Source organism: Saprospiraceae bacterium (assembly GCA_016714025.1).
Classification (GTDB): Bacteria; Bacteroidota; Bacteroidia; order Chitinophagales; family Saprospiraceae; genus Vicinibacter.
This window is the reverse complement of record JADJOB010000001.1, coordinates 150,642-173,208: the sequence shown is the minus strand read 5'-3', so window position 1 is coordinate 173,208 and position 22,567 is coordinate 150,642. Positions and strand designations below refer to the sequence as shown.

Below are 22,567 nucleotides of genomic sequence, written 5' to 3'. Positions count from 1 at the left end.
TTAATTTGCTTATTAATCTTTTCCATTTACAAAAAGATACACATACGCGGCTAATACAGCGCCTAAAAATTCACCAACAAAATAAATCCACAAGTTATTAAAACCTGAAATTTGACTAATTCCCAAACTAAATGCAATGGCTGGATTGAAAGCACCGCCTGATATCCCGCCAAATGAAAATCCACATGCTGCAAAAGCCAAACCAATGGCGATACCATAAAACGAATTGCCTTCGGTGTCTTTTGAACTGGCAACATTGAGGACGACCCAACAAAGGGCAAAAGTACCCAATGCTTCAGCAAGTATAGCCTGTAATGCATTGCTGGATAAGTCTAATCCACTTCCCATTTTATTAATCAGAAAGCTATTTACCAACAAGGACGCAATGCTTGCCGCCAGCAATTGAGCAAATATATAGGTTGGAACATCGGTTGCTGAACATTTTCCTCTGAGAAAAACTGCAATGGTCACTGCCGGATTATAATGGGCACCTGAAATATGTCCCCCGGCAAAGATCATTGCCATCAGCATGAAGCCGGCAGCCAGAGGCATTAAATTGGTTTGACCATTTAAAACACACAGGTGAATGGTGCAAACCAAGAAAAAGGTTCCAATAAATTCAGCAATGAGTTTTTTGATTTTCATATACATTTGTTCGAAATCCAGTATAAATGTATTCTAATTTGAGGAAGTGCCCAAGCTATGGATAAAGTACAGGCTGAAAAATACCTTGCTTATTGTTTTTATCTTGCTGAACAGGGTAGTGGATCGGTCTCGCCCAATCCAAAAGTTGGCGCTGTATTGGTGTATGATGGGCGAATTATAGGAGAAGGTTATCATCAGCAATTTGGTAAAGCACATGCTGAACTCAGAGCACTTGAATCGGTTAAGCCAGAGGATGTTCATTTGATTTCAAAAGCCACTTTGCTGGTAAGTCTTGAACCTTGTAATCATTATGGGAAAACCGGACCGTGTACGGAGCTTATACTTAAAAATAAGATTCCAGAATTGGTGTTTTCGAACTTCGATCCCAATCCATTGATGGCTGGAAAAAGCATTCGTTTATTAGAACAAGCTGGTGTAAAAATATTGGGTCCTTTAATGGAACATGAAGGCCATCAGGTCATTCGGGAGTATGTGTGCAATGTTGCCAATCAAAGGCCCTATGTAATTCTGAAATTTGCACAAACAGCGGATTATTTTTTAGGCAAAACCAACACGCGTACTAAAATCAGTTCGTTTGCAAGTGATCTGTGTGTTCATCGCTGGAGATCTGAAGTGGACGCTATTATTATTGGAAAAAACACTTTAGAAATTGACAATCCTCTTTTAACCACCAGACACTGGGCGGGGAAAAATCCGGTCCGGATCGTTTTAGCCCGAATTGCTAGGGACCAACGTTTAAAGTGGAATGCATTTAATAAAGACGCCACAACGTATGATTTGGATGATCTTGGCTTGGAAGATGCGTATTCAGTAGAGAATTTATTAGCAAAGTTGTTTGACCTCAGGCTTGGAATCGTAATGGTCGAAGGAGGAGCTCAAATCTTCAGTTTTTTTCAAAAATCAGGTATCTGGGATGAAGCCAGGATTATAACGAACAAGGAATTGAAGATTGGGGAAGGGCTTGCAGCACCTTCAATTCGTGGTCATTTGATGAAATCGATCACATTAGATAAAGATATCATACATTATATCGCGAAAAACAGACCATATTAGTTAAAGTTCTTTTAAAGTGGGCTTATTTAAAACCCCTTCCCTTGTTAAATCAGTTACTTAATCGTTATTTTGTTGTCTAAATAATTAAAAAGTAAATCCGATGAATCGTAGATTTTTGCACGCAAGCCTGTTCGGAGCACTCACACTTGTTTTGGTATTTGGATCTTGTGGACCGGCCCAATCCCAGGAAAAAATTAATTGGGTAAATTGGGAAGATGCACAAAGCTTGATGAAAAAGCAAAAACGCAAAGTACTGGTTGATGTTTATACCAATTGGTGTGGATGGTGCAAACGAATGGATGCATCTACTTTTCAAGATCCAAGAATTGTAAAATACGTTAATAAAAATTATTACGCTGTTAAGTTTAATGCGGAGCAACGCGAGGATATCAATTTCAAGTCTAAAGTCTTTAAATACATGGCTCGCGGAAACAGAGGCGTTCATGAGTTAGCTATTGAAATTACTAACGGACAATTATCCTATCCAACCTTTGTTTTTATGGATGAAGATTTTAATACCATCCAACCATTGCCTGGTTATCAAGATGCGGATACTTTTGAAATAATTACTAATTATTTCGGAGGAAATCATTACAAGACAACTCCTTACCAATCTTTTCAAGATAACTTTAAAGCAATGCCGGTAAAAGGAAAATAAATTGGTGTATTTTCAAACCAATTTATTTGACTTAATGTATTCGATACAAGCTAAAACCAAGATTTCTTTTTTCGGGTTGTAGTTGGTTTAATTCCAAACATCCCTAATAATCCACGGGTTAGTTCACGTGCAACGGTGCGTCCTACTTGTCTGGTTACCGTGCTGTCAAATACTTTTTGCAATACACTTTTGCCTCTTGTTTTTGTTTCAGGAACTGATGGTTCTTCTTCTTGTTGAGCAGCACGTTCTTCGTATTTTTGAAGTAAGATTTCTGCAGCGCTTTCACGATTGATGGATTCATTATAGTATTCTGCAATCTCAGACGAATTAATAAGTTGACGGATTTCTGTATCGGTTAAAATATCCATCCTCGATTCTGGGGCGCGCATCATAACATGTGCTAATGGCGTTGGTATTCCTTTTTCATTCAGTCCGGTAACAAATGCTTCGCCAATACCCAATTCTGTGATTAATTGGGGCACGTCATAAAAACTTGTTTCCGGATAGTTTTCAGAAGCCATTTTAATTGCTTTGCGATCTTTTGCAGTAAATGCTCTCAAGGCATGTTGCACTTTAAGTCCTAATTGCGCAAGAATACTTTCTGGGATATCAATTGGGTTTTGAGTTATAAAAATTAATCCAATTCCTTTTGAACGAATTAATTTAATTACAGTTTCCATTTGATCCATTAATGCAGAACTTGCTTCGTCAAAGAGCAAATGGGCCTCATCAATAAACAACATCAATTTTGGTTTTTCTAAATCACCCACTTCAGGAAATTTGGAATAAACCTCTGCAAGAATTTGCAACATGAAGGTGCTAAAAAACTTTGGCTTGTCCTGAATGTCTGTGGCGCGAAGGATGCTTATAATTCCATGACCATGTGCATTTTTTCGAATTAAATCTTCTACTTCAAAACTGCGTTCTCCAAAAAATAAAGTAGCTCCTTGTTGTTCTAATTCAATCACCTTTCGCAAAATGGTACCACTGGATACACTAGAAAAAGCTCCAAATTCTTTTTCAATGTGTTCCTTTCCATCTTCACTGATAAACTGAATCACTTTTTTAAGGTCTTCAAGATCCAGTAACAACAATCCGTTGTCATCACAAAATTTAAATATCATGGACAAGACGCCTTCCTGGGTATCATTTAAACCAAGTATTTTTGAAAAGAGCACCGGACCAAATTCGGAAACCGTTGCTCGCATCCGAACACCTTCTTGTCCTGAAATACTCAATAATTCAACCGGATTGCTGTGAGCCTGCCAGTTGATATGAATTGCAGCGTGTCGTTCTTTAATTTTTGGATTTTCACTTCCTTCAAGGGCAATGCCACTTAAATCACCTTTAATGTCTAAAAGCAAACAGGCAACTCCTTGTAACGAAAGTTGCTCGGCCATGACCTGAAGTGATTTTGTTTTACCTGTCCCGGTTGCTCCTGCAATGAGCCCGTGACGATTCATCATTTTTAATGGCAAGCCAATCTGGACATCTGGAATTACTTCTCCGGCCAAAACCGCAGCTCCTAAATTGATAATTGGGCCCTGGAATTGATAGGCTGGTTTTAGTTTTTCAATAAATGCATCCTTCATAGATATAAATAAATTAATTGAACCCCTCAAATTGAGTTGACAAAGGTACAACGTCGGTTATAGAATTGGTTCGATGAAATTCAATCAACATTCTCCGTTATTAAATAATTACTTCGCCTGACTCAATAAGTCTATAAAAAGGAAATATATAAATCAGTTAGTTTAGCATTGTTTTGAGACTCCCTATTCTGTTCGTTCTTTTTTGGAATTGTCCTTTGACAGCACAATATTCCATTTTTTACACTTTTGTGACCAGTGAGGCAAGGGGTACCGGTAAAACCGGTATCTGCTCCTTTCTGGTAGAGTCGGCTTCTATGAATCCTTCTGGAATATCACGAATCAAAAACAAATTGGTTGAACTGGAAACATACAATTACTTTTTCGTTAAAGACTTATACGCTGGCTATGTATCGTATCAGCAACCATTCAAAAATTCAGGATTGGGGATCAGCATGGCCTTTGAGGGGAGTCCCGAATTCAATGATTTTTCGTTTGTCGGAAACTATAGTAGAAAATTAAGTCAAAAGGCGCATCTTGGTATTGCTGTATATTATATTCATGGATTTCGGTCGTTTTCAGCTGAAACCAATCAGCTTGCTTGCAGCGTTGGATTTCAAACGTATTTAGGTTCTAAGATTTTACTTGGTTTTGTGTTCCAGAATCCAATTCAACTTGATGCTGAATTTCAAAGATTTAATAAATCAATTTACAAATTAGGTCTGTGCTATCTCGTAAATCAATTTACAGAAATGAACCTGGAATGTCATTTAAATAACCTCACTGCGACGTCTATCCATATTGGTTTCCGATATGATATCCATTCCAGGCTGGGTTTGTTGGGTGGCTATCAAACGAATCCTGCTACCTATAGTTTTGGATTAATAGCTAAATTAAATAATAGCATTAAAATCACAAGTTCCTTTGAGAAACATTTACTTTTGGGTTGGAGTCCCTCCTTGGGAGTGAAATTTTATCTTGAATAAGTCGTATAAATTAATTTTAGTAAGCGCTACAGAAGCGGAAATTGATCCTGCAATCCGTCATTTAAAACAACATGCAGAAACCATCAGTTTCTCTCAATTTAATTACAGAAACTTACAAATAGTACCTCTTGTAAGCGGAATCGGGAGTACCATGATGGCATTTTCCCTGGCTAGATTTAAGGGTTTGCAGGACTTTAATTTAATAGTACATGCAGGAATTTCAGGATCTTATCAACAGCATATTCCTGTTGGAAGTTTGGTGGAAGTGGTTTCTGAACAATGGGGTGATTTAGGGGCCGAAACAATCGGTGGGGAATTTATCGATGGGTTTGAATTGAATTTAATGGATTCAAATCGGTTTCCTTATCAACAAACGCGATTGCTAAAATCCAGGCAGGTTCCGAATCCAAATTTGCCCACAGCAAAGGGCCTTACTGTAAATCGAACCAGCGGATCGCAAAAAAATATTGAATTTTTAAAAACAAAATACAATTGCGATGTTGAAAGCATGGAAGGGGCTGGTTTGTTTTATGCTGCAAAAATCATGGACATTCCTTTCGTTTCAATACGATGTATTTCAAATTTTGTTGAACCCCGCGATAAATTGAAATGGAAGATTCCTGAAGCAATCGAAAATCTAAATAAATTTATTATTTCCTATTTTGATACATTGGAAATTTAATACTAGAACGTATAATTTGAACGAATTTATCTTACAGATAGTTTGACAGAATACGTAAGATGTATTTTTAGTTCATTGGAATGTGGTACGACGCTTTTTATCATAATTGATTACCATAGGAATTATTTCTGCGTATGATTTTTGTCCGGTTTGAATGCCATTTTGCTTCAAATACCATTCATAAAACCAGTCACGCAACTGAGGCAATATTTCAGGATAACGGTTATTGGCTTCTTGAATCATTTGTAAATCACGCTTAACTTTCTTGTTTGCTTGAATAATTATTTGCTTATAAATTTCTGGATAATTTCTGGATGCAGCATTTAATAAATACCGCCAGTAGTTTAATTCAGCAGCATAACGAATGTATGGATTTTCACTGTGCCTGCATGACAGATAGGCTATTAAATTGCAGTCGCCTTCATGCGTCCAACCCATCCCATGACTTAATTCATGTGCCATCGTAAAGGGTTTTGAATAGACCGATAAACCTGCGTCTATTTGGCTTTCCCCACAAAAAGGCAAATACACCCCGGAAGTTGACCAAACCAATAAAAACCCTGGCGGGCTTAAATTCCGACATCGAATCCTTGAAAAACTTAGAAAATCATTCGATTTCAGAAAGTCATTTACAAGACTGCGGATTTCAGATTCCATTTTAAAAGCATTAAAATCAGGGTTGTCTAAATCAGGGGAATCAGTTATCCGCATGGAATCAACCAGCTGTGATTGTTTTTTTAAGCTTTCTACAAACTCGTCATCGCTAATTTCTTTATAAAGCTGCCATCGAATGCCTAAAGGCACTCTATGATAATTAAATCCCCATGCCCAGTAAAACCAGCAATAATGAAAGGAAATCAAGCACAACAAATTGATTATCAATTTTATATAGCTTAATTGATGATTCCTGAGTTTATAAATTAAAATCGCAAAAAATGCCAAAAGGCCAAATAACCATATATACAAGACAGGAATTGGGAGCCATGAAATCCCAAAGTCCCAAATCCACCTTAATTTGGAATAAATCAGCTGATGGTAAATTTTTTCGGTCAGGCTGCTGTCCAGATTAAATATCCAGGCTGAGACAACAGTAATACCAAGCAAGCCAAGACAAAAAACTTGGAATTTGGAGAGATTGGTATAAACACTTCTTAAGATTTTGATAAGGTTTTTCATTGAACTAATTCAAGGGCATGGCGTTATAATAGAAATCAAAATTAATACGATATGGCTTTTGAATTTACAGATACTAATTTTCAAGCAGAGGCTTTGAATCCAAATGGCGCTGCAGTGGTTGATTTTTGGGCTGAATGGTGTGGCCCTTGTAAATTGGTTGGACCAATTATTGACGAACTTTCATCAGAATTTGGCGAGAAAGTAAAAATTGGAAAACTAAATGTCGATACAAACCCAAGTGTTTCTATGCAATTTGGAGTTCGTAGTATCCCTACGATACTTTTCATAAAAAATGGACAAGTAGTTGACAAGCAAGTAGGAGCAGCAAGTAAAGCTACCTTGAAGCAGAAATTGGAAGCAATTATTTAACAAGAAAAATTAAACGGGAAGGCCCTTATCTTTGTCGGTAAGGGCTTTTGTTTTTTATGGGATTCTTTGATCAATTTCCAGTACAAGCATTTAATCATTTGGAACTGCTGGCCAGTCAGGTGGTGGAAGGGTTTATTATAGGGCTCCATAAATCGCCTTTTCATGGATTCAGTGTAGAATTTGCTGAACATCGATTGTACAATGAGGGAGAATCAACAAAGGATATCGACTGGAAGGTCTTTGCCCGCACCGATAAATTGTTTACTAAAAAATTTGAAGAGGAAACAAATTTGCGATGTCAGCTCGTTTTGGATGTTTCAACATCGATGTATTTCCCTGAGGAACATTTAAAATCAGGTCTGGTTTTAAATAAACTTCGTTTTGCAGCATTGGGTGCAGCTTGTTTGATGAATGTATTGCGCAGACAAAGAGATGCTTATGGTTTGTCAGTTTTTGATGACGAATTGCGCATCCACACACATGCTAAATCAAGTACCTCGCATTATCAACTTCTGCTAAGTTATCTTGAAAATTATATCCTCAATAAACAACTCAATAAAAAGACACAAACAGCAGATGCCTTGCATCAAATAGCCGATCAGATTCATAAACGCTCCCTCGTTGTGTTATTCAGTGATATGTTTGATGATCGTGAAAATTTAGATGAGTTATTTTCAGCTTTACAACATTTGAAATACAACAAGCATGAAGTCGTTCTTTTTCATACATTAGACAAGAGTCTGGAGCTTGAATTTAATTTTGAAAACAGACCCTATCAATTTGTTGATATGGAAACAGGCGAACAAGTAAGAGTTCAAGCACATCAAATTAAGGAGCGGTATTTAGAAAAGATACAAGCTTTTCATCACGAATTAAAGACTAAGTGTTTGCAATATCGTATTGATTATCATGAAGCAGATATAAATGCAGGATATGATTATATACTGCAGTCGTTTTTTGTTAAACGCAAAAAAATGTACATTTAAATCCGAAGTATGCCAAAAATAATCTTATCGAAAATTTCTACCAAATCCCCAAAGAATGCGGATAAAAAATCTGTCCAGAAGAAAACAGATGATTTAGTGACTAAAATCGGGAAAATGTCTGAAATGCTTTGGGCAGAAAAGAAGCATAGTTTATTAATTATTTTGCAAGGGATGGATGGCAGTGGAAAGGATGGTGTTGCTAAATCCGTATTTATGGCCTGTCCAGCTTTAGTAGTTGACGCTCATGCATTTAAAAAGCCATCAGAAGAAGAATTCGCTCACGATTTTTTGTGGCGGGTTCATAAAAATACTCCTGCAAAAGGACAAATAAAACTTTTTATAAGAAGTCATTATGAGGATATTCTAATTCAACGTGTGCATCAATGGATTGACGATAAGCGAGCAGCTGTAAGATTGGAAGCGATTAATAATTTTGAGAAATTACTAACAGAAGATAACGAAACAACGATCCTTAAGTTTTATTTACATCTTTCTCATGAAAGGCAATTAGAAAAGCTAGAAGAAAGAAGAATTGATCCGGAAAAACAGTGGAAGTTTAACCCTGCCGATTTTGAAGAAAGCAAACTTTGGGATAAATACATGCGATACTATGAAGCAGCGATCAATGGTTCTGCAATTCCATGGCACGTGGTTCCATCTGATTCCAGATGGTATCGCAATTATTTTGTTGCCCAAAAGGTCTATGATACCTTAAAAAAATTAAACCCCGCATTTCCATTGATTTTAGAAAATGGAAAAGACAAGACTTGATAAATGGCTTTGGGCTTGCCGATTTTATAAATCCAGGACATTAGCTTCTGAAGCATGTAAAAATGGAAAAATCAGTAGCAAGGCCATTCCATTAAAAGCTGCTCATTTTGTAACAGTCGGAGACTTATTGGAAGTTCGCAAAAATGGATTTCAGTTTTTAATAAAAATTCAAAAAATTATTGATAAACGGGTAGGAGCTCCACTTGCAGCAGCCTGTTATGAAAACAAAACATCTGAAGAGGAACTTAATAAATATGCAGCCTGGTTTACGGGAAAAGCACAATCAGAGCAAAGGGAACGCGGCGCTGGCAGACCAACCAAAAAAGAACGACGCGAAATTGATGACTTCAAAACCTTTGCATTTGAAGATTTTGATGAGATCTAAACCTTGTCTAATTTTAACAGTCAATAAAAATTTGCAGTATCTTACTTAGAAAGTATCATTTTACCGGCAATGACTTGACTTGTACTACGTATTTGATATAATCCCAAACCAATATAAGGAAGTTGAACTTGAATGGTGTTGATTCCTTTAGTTAGGGCATGTTTAGAATTATATAAAATTTTTCCATCGATACCAAAACAATTCAATTCAATTTCAAGGGCTTGTGAACTATTCAGTTGCCATTCGACTGCATTCAATTGCTTTAGGTAATTTAATTGAAGCAATTCAAACGATTCTTTGGATTGCTCGTTGTTGCGATCCTCCAGGTCAGATTTCTTTTCAACTGGATTAATGAGGTTTCCGGTGCGGATTGCAACGATGGCTTGTTTTTCTAAATCATGATGATGTACATCAATAGGAATTTTAAAATCATGGATTTCAGCCAATGGATTGGAACTGTTTTTAAATACATAATCCGAAGATATGTATTTCCATATGTTAGGAATCAATTGTGAATTTCTGGCATTAATGACCCGGCGCAATAAATTGTAATCTAACTGATTGATTTCTTGATCAGAGTTTATATCAGCAGCAAAATATGCATAAGGTGATGTAGGTATAATTTGACCGTTGATAATTTTTCTTAAATAGTTTAAGTCATTGTAATCAATGGCCTGCTCATCTTTGCTCATGCAATTTAAAATTAATGTATAGTCCATTTTAGAATTCAGGTCATCAAATGCATACTGATATTGATTGTTTGCATGTAACATTGTTTCTCGGATTTGTTGATTGTCGATCAACTTAAGCTGTAAAAGGCCGGGTGAAGGTGTATTGTAGAAAAGCACTTGACCTTTAAGACTTCGTTTGCCTCCTGTTAAATTTCCATCACAATTTGGAATTGCAGGATTATTGTTTTGAATTTCAATGCTTGTTTTGCAAACATCCTGATTGCCAAGCGTATCCGTGACCCAAATTTCAACATCCTGGATACCAACATCTTTGCAAGTATAGGTTCTTGATCGATCCGATCCATCTTTAGAAAATGAGAAATTTAATTTTTGTCCTGGACAACTATGCCAGCTGCCTTTGTCAAGATCGGAAGCCCAAACATCGATCATTCCTTCGTCAATGGTTCCATCTTGATTTTGATCAACGGGCATCAAGGTGAGGATAACACCAGTAAGACAGTAGGGTGTGGGTAAAATTTTATTTCTTACATCAACAGTTACTTCACATTTTATTTCTGTACCGCAGGCATATTCAGCAATATAGAAAAATTTAGTGATGCCATTTGGATAATAACCACTGGCATCTGCACCTGAATTAATTGCATACTTGGACGTGTTGTATATTTTATGATACACCGGACACGATGATTGAAAAATTGCTGAATCGAGTTTTACATAAAGGGTGTCGCAGGTCCGATTATTTAATACAACCGTATCTTTTTCACATAACAAAGCAAGCGTGTCGGGCACACTGATTAATTTAATGACTTGAGTATAACTAAAAACTCCTCTGCCCGGATAATTGATTGGGTCGTATTGGCACCAATCCAATATTTTCCATTCCCGCACAATTTTTTCGCAGCCTTCATCAACACGAAAACGGGTGTCTTTATATGAAACCATCGGTTTTGAACATTTAGGTCTTTCCCAGGATGGTTTATCATAAGGAGCTTGAAGATTTTTCAGTTCATTTTGTGGATTGCAAGCTCGAATGATCAAAGATTGAGGCCAGGTAATGTCCGCATAGCCAAATCCAGTTGCATTACTAATAGTGATAACCTGTGTACAGCTAAGCCATTTCCAGTTTTCTGGATTTTCAACACCCCAAACGCGTTTAATTGTACCCTTGCCACAATCATCAATTTCAATGGTTGTTTTACAATCATGCTGGAATTGAATGATGCCATTGTAGTCCGTATAAGCCTTTCCATATACATTCAAGTCATGCAGATAATCTTCCCGGCAACTGACGGTTACATCCGGCGGACAAACGAGTGAGAAATCTGCAAAAGTTTGACTTACAGTGGTTAAGCTAACGATTAATAGTAAAAATGCATGGAGTGGGGAGGTATTCATAGCCCTGTTTTTGGTATTAAAATTAATTCGTCGGATTTAGGGGGCTAGCAAATATACAAAAAACTAATAATCTAAAGTTCTTCGTGAAAATATGTAAAATTTGACCAATCTTTGATAAGCTATTTTCTATTTTGGAGTATGCTTTTTAGGTATTCGTATAAATTTTAATGCGCTCAAACTAAATGCTTTTTTCTTATGGTTCCAGTTCAAAAACCAGGTCTTTTTGCCTGGAGTTTACTTATTATTTTAACTATTATTTGGGGTTTTAGCTATTATTTTATTAAGCATAGTTTAGTTTCATTTAATCCTTCACAAGTGGCTAGTTTAAGGATGGTATTTTCTGCAATTGCCTTGAGTCCTTTTTTACTTAAAGCACTTAAAAGCGTTGAACGCAAAAACTATCCCATGATATTTTTTGTAGGATTTATAGGTGCTTTTCTTCCTGCATTTTTATATCCTTTTGCGCAGCAAAAAATTTCCAGTTCATTGGCAGGGATTATCAATGCCTTCACACCAATTTGTACATTTGGAATTGGTGTATTATTTTTTGGTGTTAAAAACGAGCGATCTAAATTAATCGGTACGATCATAGCACTGATAGGTGCTTTTTCATTAATACTCTTAAAACCCAATGCCGAAATCCGAGCAGAGGGACTTTATTTATTAGTTGCATTTGCTTCGCCTTTATTGTATGGTTTAAACGGAAATACCATTAAATCAAAACTCGGTTCCATTTCAGGGATTCAAATGACTACACTGATGTATTTTTTTATGTCATTGTATTGTATCCCGTTGTCGTTTTGGAATGGCTCATTTCAACAAATCCCATTGGCCATTAGTTCTGGAAATGCCTTTTATCATTTAGTAGCACTCAGTGTATTGGGAAGTGCGGTTGCTATGGCATTGTTTAATGTGTTGATTCAAAAAGTACACGTTATGTTTGCAGCGAGTGTAACCTATTTAATGCCACTCGTGTCCTTGTTTGTTGGTTTCTTTGACGGAGAAAAACTCGGTATAAATGATATTGTTGGTCTGATTTGTATCTTAACCGGTGTCGTGATCATTAATGGGTTGATAAAAATCCAATCTGGTAAACCATCATAAATTATTGAATCTTTTGAATTTTAAATCTATTACAATTTAAGAATTTTACCAAAAATCTGGAACACATAATTCATTCCACTTCTACTCTGGATGAACGCTATGCTCTCTTACTTCTTAATTTTTAATTCTTAATTTGATTTAAATACAGTAATCCAACTGATAAGAACGAGTGCAATGAGTTCACAGAGAGTCCTCAATTTATGCAATAACCACCATTGATCCCTTAAATGGGTCCAGTTGTCTGGTAATGTTTCTGCTTTCCATTCAAATATTTGTAATTGGATTGGGGTATTTCCAAATCGCGAGATTAATATACATGCTAAAAAGCAAGCAGCCGAAATGAATAAGCAAATTGCATTGATTTTTTGTTTGCGACTGAAATAGCCGTCAAGTAGTGATAATATGAATGCAAGAATTACCAGGGAAATCATCAAAGTATTTAATGATTGTACCAAATTTCGTTGGAGCTCGAGATAAGCTGATTGTGAATATTGTTCCGGCTTTATTCCCATCCATAATCCAAAACTGGTTCCTGCTAATAAAGCTGCAATTAAAATCAATAAAAAACGAATAAGTAAGTGCTTCATTTTACTCAAGGTTTTGATTTCCAAATTTTATCCGATTCATCCAAATATTCTGGTATGGCTGCTGATCCATACCAAATATAACTCTCCGGAACCAATAAACCTCCATTTATTGCAGGGTCAGTATCAAGCAATTGTTGTGCTTCTTCTAATGTAGTTACATTTAAAATAAATAGTCCTCTAAATTCATTTTGATTTTTTTTGAATGGACCAGCTACAATCAATTTTTCTAAATCTACAAGTCTTCCCATGTTTTTGAAATGCCCTGTAAAACAACTATCAATAAATGCTTTGTCAGTTGTTTTATTTGGTCCTGTTTTGAGAATAACAAAAACATATTTTTTCATTCCATAATCATCCGCCATGAGTTTTTTAGCCAGCACAGAGTCGTATTTTGGATTTAGGGTTTGACCAAAGCCACATTGTAAAAAAAAGAATATCAATATCACAATACCAAAATATTTCATATTTAATTCTTAATTCTTAATTTTTAATTCTTAATTGTTAAACCTAATTCCATCGCTTTTTCTTCCATTAATTTCAAAGCAGCCTCTCGTGTATTTGGGATTTGATTGTCGAGTATGGCTTCGCGAATAGCCGTTTTAATAAGTCCTATTTCGCGTCCGGGTTTAATGTTATATGTTTTCATTATGTCTTCTCCGGTTACAGGAGGTTGCCAATTTCGAATCCGATCGCGTTCTTCCAATTCATAAAGTTTTTCCCGGACTATCAAATAATTATTTAGATAGCGATTAACTTTAGTAATGTTTTTTGAAGTAATGTCAGCCTCACACAATAGCAGCAAATCTTCTAAATCTTCCCCGGCTTCAAATAGCAGGCGTCTTAATGCTGAATCAGATATTTCTTCTTGTGTTAAAGCAATTGGTCTTAAATGCAAGCGTACCAATTTTTGTACATATTTCATCTTGTGATCCAGGGGCAATCGCAGCTGTTTAAATAATTTTGGTATCATGTTGGCACCTAAGGCATCATGTCCATGAAAGGTCCACCCATGTTCTGGATCAAATCGTTTGGTTTGCGGTTTGGCGATGTCATGAAACACTGCTGCCCACCTGCACCAAATGTTTCTGGTTTTTAAAGCAAGGTTATCAACTACTTGCAAGGTATGGTAGAAATTGTCTTTATGTCCCTTTCCATTTTGGTATTCTGCACCGTGCAATAAAACCAATTCAGGTAAAATTAATTCCAATAATCCTGTCCTAAATAAGAGGTCAAATCCAATTGAAGGTTTATCGCATTCCAATATTTTTTCAAGTTCAGCAGTTATTCGTTCCCGGGATACAATTTTTAATCGGTCTTTTGATTGAATGATGCCTTCGTATGTTTTGTCTTCAATTTTATATAATAATTGATTTGCAAAACGGATTGCGCGTAACATTCGCAACGGATCATCGGAAAAAGTTTGTTCAGGATTGTTTGGGGTGCGAATTATTTTTTGTTCAATATCCTTCATCCCATCAAACGGATCTATGATTTCTCCATAATTTTCAGCATTGAGACTTATTGAAATGGCATTAATTGTAAAATCACGACGCAATTGATCGTCTTTTAAATTTCCACTGTAAACAGTTGGTTTGCGGGAATCTACATGGTAGGATTCTTTTCGGGCACCTACAAATTCAATTTCCAATTCTTTGTGTTTGATCATTGCCGTGCCAAAGCGACTGTACACATTAACACTTGGCATTGGACGAAATTTACTAGCCACATGTTCAGCCAAGGCAATTCCATCTCCAATACATACGATGTCGATATCTTTTGAATCCCTGCCAATAATTTTATCACGGATAAAGCCCCCAATTGCATAGGCTTTTACATCTAATTCTTTACTGGATTCAGAAATGATAGACAGAATTTTTTGTTCAGATGCGTCAAGCTTAAATATCAATGATTGATTCATTCCTGAAAAACGAGATTAGGTTCTAAAGTATAACTAATTTCAAGCTGATCCAATATTTCTAAAATTCGTTGTGGATTTGATTCGGTAACCAATCGCATTCTAAATTCTTTTACATTGGGCAATCCTTTAAAATAATTGGTATAGTGTCTGCGCATTTCCAATACCCCTAATTTTTCACCTTTCCACTTTATAGAATTGATTAAATGTTGACGAGCAGCATCTACACGTTCAGAAGCAGTTGGAGGCGCAAGGAGGCTTCCAGTACTAAAGAAATGCTTAATTTCTCGAAATATCCAGGGATATCCAATACTGGCCCTGCCAATCATAAGTCCATCTACCCCATAGCGGTTTTTATATTCTAATGCTTTGACAGGATGATCGATATCTCCGTTTCCAAAGATTGGGATATGCATTCTGGGATTGTTTTTGACTTTAGCAATCCAACTCCAATCAGCTTCCCCTTTATACATTTGGGACCGGGTCCGCGCATGGATAGTTAAGGCTTTGATACCAATGTCCTGAAGGCGCTCGGCCACTTCTTCAATAAATATCATGGAATCGTCCCATCCCAAGCGGGTTTTAACAGTAACCGGAAGATTGGTCGATTTGACGACCGCTTCTGTTAGCTTAACCATTTTGGGCACGTCTTTTAAAATGCCAGCACCCGCCATTTTGCAAACTACCTTTTGTACCGGACAGCCGTAATTGATATCGAGGATTTCGGGTTGTGCCTTTTCTACGATTTCTGCGGCCTTCATCATAGAATCATATTCTGCACCAAAAATCTGAACACCGATGGGGCGTTCCTCAGGATAAATATCTAGTTTTTGAAGAGATTTCTGGGCATCTCGGATCAATCCTTCAACCGAAATAAACTCGGTAAACATAAGATCGCAGCCTTGTTGTTTGCACAGCGCCCTAAAAGGAGGATCGCTGACATCCTCCATAGGTGCCAGAAGGAGGGGAAATTCTGGCAATGCGATTGGTCCAATAGTAACCGATTTTTGCATGGAGCTGCAAAGGTAACCAGAAGCATCCAAATTGAAGTATTGAGCCATTGTATAGACTGGTTAAAAAATGGTAAAATGAATTGTACAATTATTCAAATTCATAAAAGGCCATTTTTTTATATAAATAATCAAATAATAAAATATGAAACCTTGAGTTGTATTGATAAAGGCAAATAATAATTCGGTGATTGTTATTGAAGACTAATAACTCGTTGATATATTCAAATTTCCTCTATAAATCTTAGTACCTTGCAAAAAAAATCAGAGCAGCATGATTTTAGCAATTAGTCTTGTTTTTTTAATTGGATATTTATTAATCATTTTTGAACATAAGGTAAAAATAGACAAAGCAGTCAGTGCTTTATTAGCAGGGGTAATTTGTTGGATATTAATTGCTTTGTCCCCGGATTCAGTAACTGAAAGTGGTGTCGATGTATCCAGTATTTTAATTCATCATTTTGGTGAAATTGCTTCCATTCTGTTTTTTCTATTAGGCGCAATGACTATTGTAGAATTGGTTGACCTTCATCATGGATTTGATGTAATTTCTCAATGGATAAAAGCTAAGAATAAATGGACCTTGCTTATTATTATCAGCATAGTAACTTTTTTTCTTTCTGCTGTCTTGGATAATTTAACTACAACCATCGTTATGGTCTCTCTGATCCGAAAGATATTATCTCATCAGGAAGATCGATTTTGGTTTGCAGGATTTATTGTCATAGCGGCAAATTCCGGTGGAGCATGGTCTCCAATTGGTGATGTAACCACGACCATGTTATGGATCGAGCACAAAGTAAGTACCTTACAATTGATTAAGTTTTTAATAATCCCATCTATATTAAGTATTGCAATTCCAATTGGTATTGTAAGATTTAATAAACGATTCCAACAAAATGTAGAATTACCAGAGAAACCTAAAGAATTAGCAAGCCTAGCTTCTAAAGTATTTCTTTTTCTTGGTATTGGATTGTTGATTTTGGTGCCGATCATAAAGGCCTTAACTCATTTGCCTCCATTTATTGGTATGATGGGTGCACTTGCGGTGATTTGGTTAATTTCCGAATTGGATTTGCCTTCCTTGTATCCACCGCAAAAGGATTTTTCTAAACCTACCGTTAGAAATGCACTTTCTCGAATTGAAATTCCAAGTATTTTATTTTTTCTTGGAATATTATTGGCAATTTCTGCTTTGGAAGTAATAGGCCAGCTAAAAGTACTAGCTGATTTTTTAAATAACTACATTCAGGATACCGCAGTCATTGCTTTAGTTCTAGGAATCCTTTCTGCGGTGATCGATAATGTGCCATTAGTAGCAGGCGCTATTGGAATGTATGATTTACCATTGGATCATCATTTCTGGCATGAATTAGCATTTGCAGCTGGAACAGGTGGAAGTATATTAATCATAGGTTCAGCAGCTGGAGTTGCTGCCATGGGTATAGAAAAAATAAGCTATCAATGGTATTTAAAGCGTATAAGCCTATTGGCATTGATTGGCTATTTAACAGGGTGGGTGTGGATTTATTTTGCTATTTAATTTGATTCGTATGAAAACAAGATTACTAATATTAATGGCTTCATTCATTGTTTTTCTTTGTGATGTTAATGCGCAGATGAAATGGGATGAAAAATATTATAAATCCATGCAATGGAGATTGGTTGGACCTTTTCGAGGAGGTCGGTCATGTGCAGTTGCAGGTATTGAAAACAAACCGAATGAATATTTCATGGGTGCTACCGGGGGTGGGGTTTGGAAAACGACCAATGGGGGTTCAACCTGGAAAAACATTTCTGATGGTTTCTTTGGAGGCAGCATTGGTTCAGTTGAAGTGGCTGCTTCAGATCCTAATGTAATCTATGTTGGAGAAGGGGAGGAAACGATTCGAGGAAACATGAGTTCCGGACATGGCATTTGGAAAACTGAAGATGGCGGGAAGACATGGATTAAAATAGGTTTAGAAAAGACAAAGCACATCGTAAGAATCCGCACACATCCTAAAAATTCAGAAATTGTATTAGTGGCAGCGTTGGGAAATGTTTATAAAGCAGGTCCGGATCGTGGAATCTATAAAACCATTGATGGTGGTAAAATCTGGAAACGCGTATTATTTATAAATGACAGTACAGGAATCAGCGATTTAGTATATGATCCGGAAAATCCTCGCATCTTATATGCTGGAAGCTGGAATGTGCAACGAAATGCCTATCAATTATCTAGTGGTGGAAATGGTTCTGCATTATGGAAAAGTATGGATGGAGGAGATACCTGGAAGAATATTTCAAAAAGCAAAGGACTCCCTGAAGGCCTTTGGGGTAAAGTAACCGTCAGTGTCAGTGGGTCGAATCATGATCGCATTTATGCCATGGTTGAAAATGAAAATGGTGGATTGTTTAGATCCGATGATGGCGGTCAAAATTGGACGATTGTGAATAGCAATCGAGAATTGCGGCAGCGGGCCTGGTATTTTTCAAGAGTGTATGCAGATCCACAGAATGAAAATATTGTTTACGTTTTAAATGTGTCTTTTCATAAATCCATGGATGGTGGTAAAACATTTGTTACGATGCCTTCAAATCATGGGGATCATCATGACTTGTGGATTAATCCAAAAAATTCACAGCGTATGATTTTAGCTGATGATGGGGGTGCTCAAATTACAGACGATGGTGGACGTCATTGGTCTTCGCTGGACAATCAACCAACGGCTCAGTTTTATCGCATAAGTACAGACAATCACATTCCATTTCGCATTTATGCAGCTCAGCAAGATAATAGTACCATTCGGATTGCTCATCGAACGTCTGATTATTCTATCGGAAGGGAAGATTGGGAACCTACTGCAGGGGGGGAGTCAGGTCATATTGCTGTGGATCCATTGAATCCTGAAATCGTTTATGGAGGATCTTATGGTGGTTATTTAACTCGTTACGATCATTCAAAAAAGATTTCTAGAAATATTAATGTGTGGCCGGATAATCCAATTGGACATGGAGCAGAAAAATTAAAATATCGATTTCAATGGAACTTCCCGATTTACTTTTCACCCCACAATCCAAAGCGATTATATTGCGCATCCAATAAATTGCATGTTACAGAAAATGAAGGACAGTCGTGGGAAACGATCAGTCCGGATTTAACTCGCAACGATACTTCAAAACTAAAATCTTCGGGTGGGCCCATCACGAAAGACAATACATCTGTTGAATATTATTGTACCATTTTTTCCGTGGTAGAATCTCCGCTTAAATCAGGTACTATTTGGGTTGGTTCAGATGATGGCTTGGTTCATTTAACAAAAAATGGAGGGCAAAGTTGGATGAATGTGACACCGGTCAATCTACCTGAATGGACGCAAATAAATAGCCTCGAAGCAGATCCGTTCAATGAAGCAGGATGTTATTTAGCTGCAACAGCATATAAAAATGGAGATTTTAAACCATACCTATTTAAAACTGAAGACAATGGCAAATCCTGGAAACTAATCGTCAATGGAATTGCCGGTGATCATTTTACAAGAGTCATCCGCGCCGACCATAAAAACAAAGGACTTTTATTTGCAGGCACAGAGTATGGCATGTATCTGTCATTTGATGACGGTTCCAATTGGAAACCATTTCAATTAAATTTACCAATCGTTCCAATTACAGATTTAACGATTCGCGAAAATTTTATCATTGCAGCAACACAGGGACGTAGTATTTGGATGATTGATGACATCAATCCATTGCGGCAAATTCAATCAATGAATGTGACCAAGCCTCAGACTTTGTTGTTTCAACCAAAACCTATGATCCGAATGGGAGGAGGAACTTTTGAATCATTGACAAACGGTACCAATCATCCAAATGGTTTGATTGTGCATTATTACATAGATACCTTATATCCAAAGGATACAATTAAATTATATTGTATTGATCAGAGAAATGATACTGTGAGTGTTTATTCAAATTTCCCGGAATCGAATGAATATAAATTGGATCTTATTTCGGGAAGCAATCGAATGATTATCAATCCAAGAGTGCAGCCTGCCAAAAGTTTTGACGGTATGGTCATGTGGGGTGCTGATTTATCGGGGCCACGTGCATTGCCTGGAATCTATAAGTTGCATATTCACAGTCGTTCTAATATAGATTCAACAAATTTTGAAATCGTAGCTGATCCTATATATCCTGTGTCAGCTCGAGACATTCAACTGCAATATGAGTTTGTAAAGAAAGTCAGAGATCGTTTGGATGAAGCGCATCGTTGCATAATTCAAATCAGAGACATCCGTAAGCAATTAAATGACTTTACATCAAGTTTGAATAAAAATTTAGAATATGAACGGCTCACCAAGTTAAAAACAAAGATAGACAGCAGTCTAACAAGCATTGAAAATGAATTGTACCAAACTAAAAGCAGAAGCAATCAAGATCCCATAAATTATCCAATTAAATTGACCAACAAGCTAGCTCATCTTTCTGATTTAACGGCTCATGGTTCGTATCCGCCTACCGACCAGGCAGAAGCCTGCAGACAAGAACTTGACAAACTCATTGCGGATCAATTGAATGCATTTAATTTATTGAAAACACAAGAACTAAAGCAGTTTAATCAAGCCATACTCGATTTGCAATTAGAAGTCATTAAGCCAAAGGAAATTAAATAAATATTGAAAAAAGAAAAAAAACATAGAAATTTTATTCCGCAACCGGATTATCCGGGAGGGCCCAAAGGAATTACTGAATTTATCTATAAAGAATTGAAATATCCAGAAGATGCGATTCCTCATAAAGTTGAAGGTACGGTTGTGTTGAAAGCAGAAATCAATTACAAAGGAGATGTAATCGATGCAAAGATAATTTCAAGTTTATTTCCTTCCTGCGATGAGGAAGCCATCCGTGTGGTGAAGCTATTAAAATTTAAAATTGAAAAAATCCGAGATCTTAAAGTACGTTATTATAAGACCTTTAATATTAAGTTTAAAATTCCAATCAAATCTGCTGAGATGATCGTTAATTATACAGTTTTAAAAACCGAACCTAAAAAACAAAAACTTGAATCTCCAAAAATTAATTTTACTTATAAAATTTAAAATTGATGATAATTAAACTTATTTAACAGGTTTTAGTTTTATTCCCACACGTTTACGTGTCACATAAAATGGCAAATAAAACATTAAGAAAAGCAATGCCATTAAAAATTGACCGGTTAATAAGTACCAGGGCCATGGACCTAAATAATCCAACATCGTTGCAGCATCTGGTTTTCTCATAGAAAAAAAATAATTTCCACCTGTACTGTTATTTACAACCAAAGAAAAAGCGAGATAAACATTGGCGCCTATTAATGCATTTTTTAAATCTGAAAAATAAATTTTCCATTTAAAAACCATCAAGCCATAAAAGAGCAGGCTGATCAATCCGCAATGAATCCACCAGTACCGAAAATAAATAAAATGAGGAAACGGTTCTTTTAAATCTGGGGTTATTACTGCTTGTAGGGTTCCTGCCAATACCCAAAAATATAAGATTCCAAAAAACCAACGGGATCGATAATACAAAGCAATTGGAAATACCAGGGTTAATAAATTGCACAAATGAAAGGGGAGGTCTTCACGAATATCAAAGCGACCATTCCACCATCGAAATACCATCCACCACAAAACGGCAACTCCTAGAGAAATTGAAAACCACCAGGCTGACTGGAATTGTAAGGTGCTGTCTTTGTTTTGAGCCCAGCGAATCCATACCAGAGTCATCAAAATAAAAAACAAGATTGGGATCAGATGTTCTAAGCCAAAAGGCTGAAAACCGGTTCTGCTTCCAAATACAAGTTCATACCATGTCTCCATGCCTAAAGATAATTTTTATTCTTCTTTTAACAAATCAGGTCTCCGTTCTTGAGTACGTTGGAGGGATTGCTCCATACGCCAGTTTTCTATTTGAGCTTGATTGCCACTCAGCAAAATGTTTGGAACCTGAAGTCCTTTGTATTCAGCAGGTCGTGTGTAAACAGGTGGAGCGAGCAGTTGATCCTGGAATGAATCTGTCAATGCAGAAGTTTCGTCATTTAAAACACCTGGAATCAGACGGCCAATCGCATCTACTAAAACGCAGGCTGCTAATTCACCACCGGATAATACATAATCGCCTATAGAGATTTCACGGGTAACCCAATGATCCCTTACGCGTTGATCGATCCCTTTGTAATGGCCACATATCATTAGGATGTTTCCCTTTAAACTCAACTGATTGGCAATGGATTGATTCAGTAATTCTCCATCAGGGCTCAGGTAAATAATTTCATCAAATGAGTATTTTGATTTTAAAGATTCAATGCAGTTGACCAAAGGTTCAATCATAAGGACCATGCCGGCAGCCCCACCGTATTGGTAGTCGTCCACTTGTTTGTATGCTCCCAATCCAAATGATCTTAGGTCAATTAGTTCAACGTCTAATATTTTCTTATCCCGGGCACGTTTGAGTATGGAATGCTCCAACGGACTCCTTAGTAATTCAGGCAATAAACTAATTATGGAAATGTGCATGTTGACA

The 22,567-nt window shown here is 36.7% G+C and carries 22 protein-coding genes; 12 read left to right on the top strand and 10 right to left on the bottom strand.

What is annotated here, in order from left to right:
• Window positions 1-12 precede the first annotated feature (12 nt).
• Entirely contained in the window at window positions 13-639 is a 627-nt protein-coding gene (locus IPJ80_00690) for an aquaporin (GenBank protein MBK7911999.1), read from the bottom strand.
• Between the two features lie 63 nt (window positions 640-702).
• Here IPJ80_00690 and ribD point away from each other — a divergent pair, with 63 nt between their 5' ends.
• Window positions 703-1,719 carry a bifunctional diaminohydroxyphosphoribosylaminopyrimidine deaminase/5-amino-6-(5-phosphoribosylamino)uracil reductase RibD gene (gene ribD / locus IPJ80_00685; GenBank protein ID MBK7911998.1) on the top strand — a complete coding sequence of 339 codons (1,017 nt, stop codon included), beginning with the start codon at window positions 703-705 and terminating at the stop codon, window positions 1,717-1,719.
• Between the two features lie 100 nt (window positions 1,720-1,819).
• Window positions 1,820-2,377: a DUF255 domain-containing protein gene (locus IPJ80_00680; protein ID MBK7911997.1), complete on the top strand. Its 558-nt coding sequence runs from the start codon at window positions 1,820-1,822 to the stop codon at window positions 2,375-2,377.
• 50 nt (window positions 2,378-2,427) lie between these two features.
• Here the strand turns inward: IPJ80_00680 and IPJ80_00675 are convergent, their stop codons facing one another.
• The gene (locus tag IPJ80_00675; protein ID MBK7911996.1) at window positions 2,428-3,969 is read right to left on the bottom strand and encodes a DUF853 family protein; all 1,542 of its coding nucleotides are present in this window, start codon (window positions 3,967-3,969) and stop codon (window positions 2,428-2,430) included.
• Between the two features lie 215 nt (window positions 3,970-4,184).
• On the opposite strand from IPJ80_00675, the gene IPJ80_00670 reads away from it, so the two are divergent.
• Both IPJ80_00670 and mqnB read left to right on the top strand, forming a co-directional pair.
• A complete protein-coding gene (locus tag IPJ80_00670; protein ID MBK7911995.1) occupies window positions 4,185-4,952 on the top strand; it encodes a hypothetical protein in 768 nt (255 codons plus the stop codon).
• Window positions 4,945-5,634 carry a futalosine hydrolase gene (mqnB, locus tag IPJ80_00665; protein MBK7911994.1) on the top strand — a complete coding sequence of 230 codons (690 nt, stop codon included), beginning with the start codon at window positions 4,945-4,947 and terminating at the stop codon, window positions 5,632-5,634. The genes IPJ80_00670 and mqnB overlap by 8 nt, the downstream gene beginning before the upstream one ends.
• A 72-nt stretch (window positions 5,635-5,706) precedes the next feature.
• On the opposite strand, the gene IPJ80_00660 is transcribed toward mqnB, so the two are convergent.
• Window positions 5,707-6,810: a DUF3810 family protein gene (locus tag IPJ80_00660; protein ID MBK7911993.1), complete on the bottom strand. Its 1,104-nt coding sequence runs from the start codon at window positions 6,808-6,810 to the stop codon at window positions 5,707-5,709.
• Between the two features lie 51 nt (window positions 6,811-6,861).
• On the opposite strand from IPJ80_00660, the gene trxA reads away from it, so the two are divergent.
• From trxA to IPJ80_00640, 4 genes are read left to right on the top strand one after another with little or no spacing between them, the layout of a single operon-like run.
• Window positions 6,862-7,179, top strand: a complete 318-nt coding sequence (gene trxA, locus IPJ80_00655) for a thioredoxin (GenBank protein MBK7911992.1) — start codon at window positions 6,862-6,864, stop codon at window positions 7,177-7,179.
• Window positions 7,180-7,235: 56 nt separating this feature from the next.
• Complete coding sequence (locus IPJ80_00650) at window positions 7,236-8,165, top strand: DUF58 domain-containing protein (GenBank protein MBK7911991.1); 930 nt, start codon at window positions 7,236-7,238, stop codon at window positions 8,163-8,165.
• 9 nt (window positions 8,166-8,174) lie between these two features.
• On the top strand, window positions 8,175-8,936 hold the full coding sequence (locus IPJ80_00645) for a polyphosphate kinase (GenBank protein MBK7911990.1): 762 nt from the start codon (window positions 8,175-8,177) through the stop codon (window positions 8,934-8,936).
• On the top strand, window positions 8,917-9,321 hold the full coding sequence (locus IPJ80_00640; GenBank protein ID MBK7911989.1) for an RNA-binding S4 domain-containing protein: 405 nt from the start codon (window positions 8,917-8,919) through the stop codon (window positions 9,319-9,321). The genes IPJ80_00645 and IPJ80_00640 overlap by 20 nt, the downstream gene beginning before the upstream one ends.
• 41 nt (window positions 9,322-9,362) lie before the next feature.
• On the opposite strand, the gene IPJ80_00635 is transcribed toward IPJ80_00640, so the two are convergent.
• Window positions 9,363-11,408: a hypothetical protein gene (locus IPJ80_00635; GenBank protein MBK7911988.1), complete on the bottom strand. Its 2,046-nt coding sequence runs from the start codon at window positions 11,406-11,408 to the stop codon at window positions 9,363-9,365.
• Between the two features lie 195 nt (window positions 11,409-11,603).
• On the opposite strand from IPJ80_00635, the gene IPJ80_00630 reads away from it, so the two are divergent.
• On the top strand, window positions 11,604-12,512 hold the full coding sequence (locus IPJ80_00630; GenBank protein MBK7911987.1) for an EamA family transporter: 909 nt from the start codon (window positions 11,604-11,606) through the stop codon (window positions 12,510-12,512).
• 128 nt (window positions 12,513-12,640) lie between these two features.
• Here IPJ80_00630 and IPJ80_00625 read toward each other — a convergent pair whose 3' ends face one another.
• Genes IPJ80_00625 through dusB form a run of 4 tightly spaced genes read right to left on the bottom strand, consistent with a single transcriptional unit; the run spans window position 12,641 to window position 16,027 of the window.
• Window positions 12,641-13,099 (bottom strand): DUF1772 domain-containing protein, encoded by a 459-nt coding sequence (locus tag IPJ80_00625; GenBank protein ID MBK7911986.1) that lies wholly within the window; start codon window positions 13,097-13,099, stop codon window positions 12,641-12,643.
• A 5-nt stretch (window positions 13,100-13,104) separates the two neighbouring features.
• Entirely contained in the window at window positions 13,105-13,548 is a 444-nt protein-coding gene (locus tag IPJ80_00620; GenBank protein ID MBK7911985.1) for a hypothetical protein, read from the bottom strand.
• Between the two features lie 38 nt (window positions 13,549-13,586).
• Window positions 13,587-15,017 (bottom strand): HD domain-containing protein, encoded by a 1,431-nt coding sequence (locus tag IPJ80_00615; protein MBK7911984.1) that lies wholly within the window; start codon window positions 15,015-15,017, stop codon window positions 13,587-13,589.
• The gene (gene dusB / locus IPJ80_00610) at window positions 15,014-16,027 is read right to left on the bottom strand and encodes a tRNA dihydrouridine synthase DusB (GenBank protein ID MBK7911983.1); all 1,014 of its coding nucleotides are present in this window, start codon (window positions 16,025-16,027) and stop codon (window positions 15,014-15,016) included. Before dusB ends, IPJ80_00615 begins: the two co-directional genes overlap by 4 nt.
• Window positions 16,028-16,298: 271 nt before the next feature.
• Between dusB and nhaD the strand changes: the two genes are divergently transcribed.
• Genes nhaD through IPJ80_00595 form a run of 3 tightly spaced genes read left to right on the top strand, consistent with a single transcriptional unit; the run spans window position 16,299 to window position 21,105 of the window.
• The gene (gene nhaD, locus IPJ80_00605) at window positions 16,299-17,567 is read left to right on the top strand and encodes a sodium:proton antiporter NhaD (protein ID MBK7911982.1); all 1,269 of its coding nucleotides are present in this window, start codon (window positions 16,299-16,301) and stop codon (window positions 17,565-17,567) included.
• A 10-nt stretch (window positions 17,568-17,577) separates the two neighbouring features.
• A complete protein-coding gene (locus IPJ80_00600; GenBank protein ID MBK7911981.1) occupies window positions 17,578-20,679 on the top strand; it encodes a glycosyl hydrolase in 3,102 nt (1,033 codons plus the stop codon).
• 3 nt (window positions 20,680-20,682) lie between these two features.
• Window positions 20,683-21,105 (top strand): TonB family protein, encoded by a 423-nt coding sequence (locus IPJ80_00595; protein MBK7911980.1) that lies wholly within the window; start codon window positions 20,683-20,685, stop codon window positions 21,103-21,105.
• Window positions 21,106-21,123: 18 nt separating this feature from the next.
• On the opposite strand, the gene IPJ80_00590 is transcribed toward IPJ80_00595, so the two are convergent.
• Window positions 21,124-21,864, bottom strand: coding sequence for a TIGR02206 family membrane protein (locus IPJ80_00590; protein ID MBK7911979.1), 741 nt, complete (start codon window positions 21,862-21,864; stop codon window positions 21,124-21,126).
• A 15-nt stretch (window positions 21,865-21,879) separates the two neighbouring features.
• On the bottom strand, window positions 21,880-22,560 hold the full coding sequence (gene trmD / locus IPJ80_00585; GenBank protein ID MBK7911978.1) for a tRNA (guanosine(37)-N1)-methyltransferase TrmD: 681 nt from the start codon (window positions 22,558-22,560) through the stop codon (window positions 21,880-21,882).
• Window positions 22,561-22,567 lie beyond the last annotated feature (7 nt).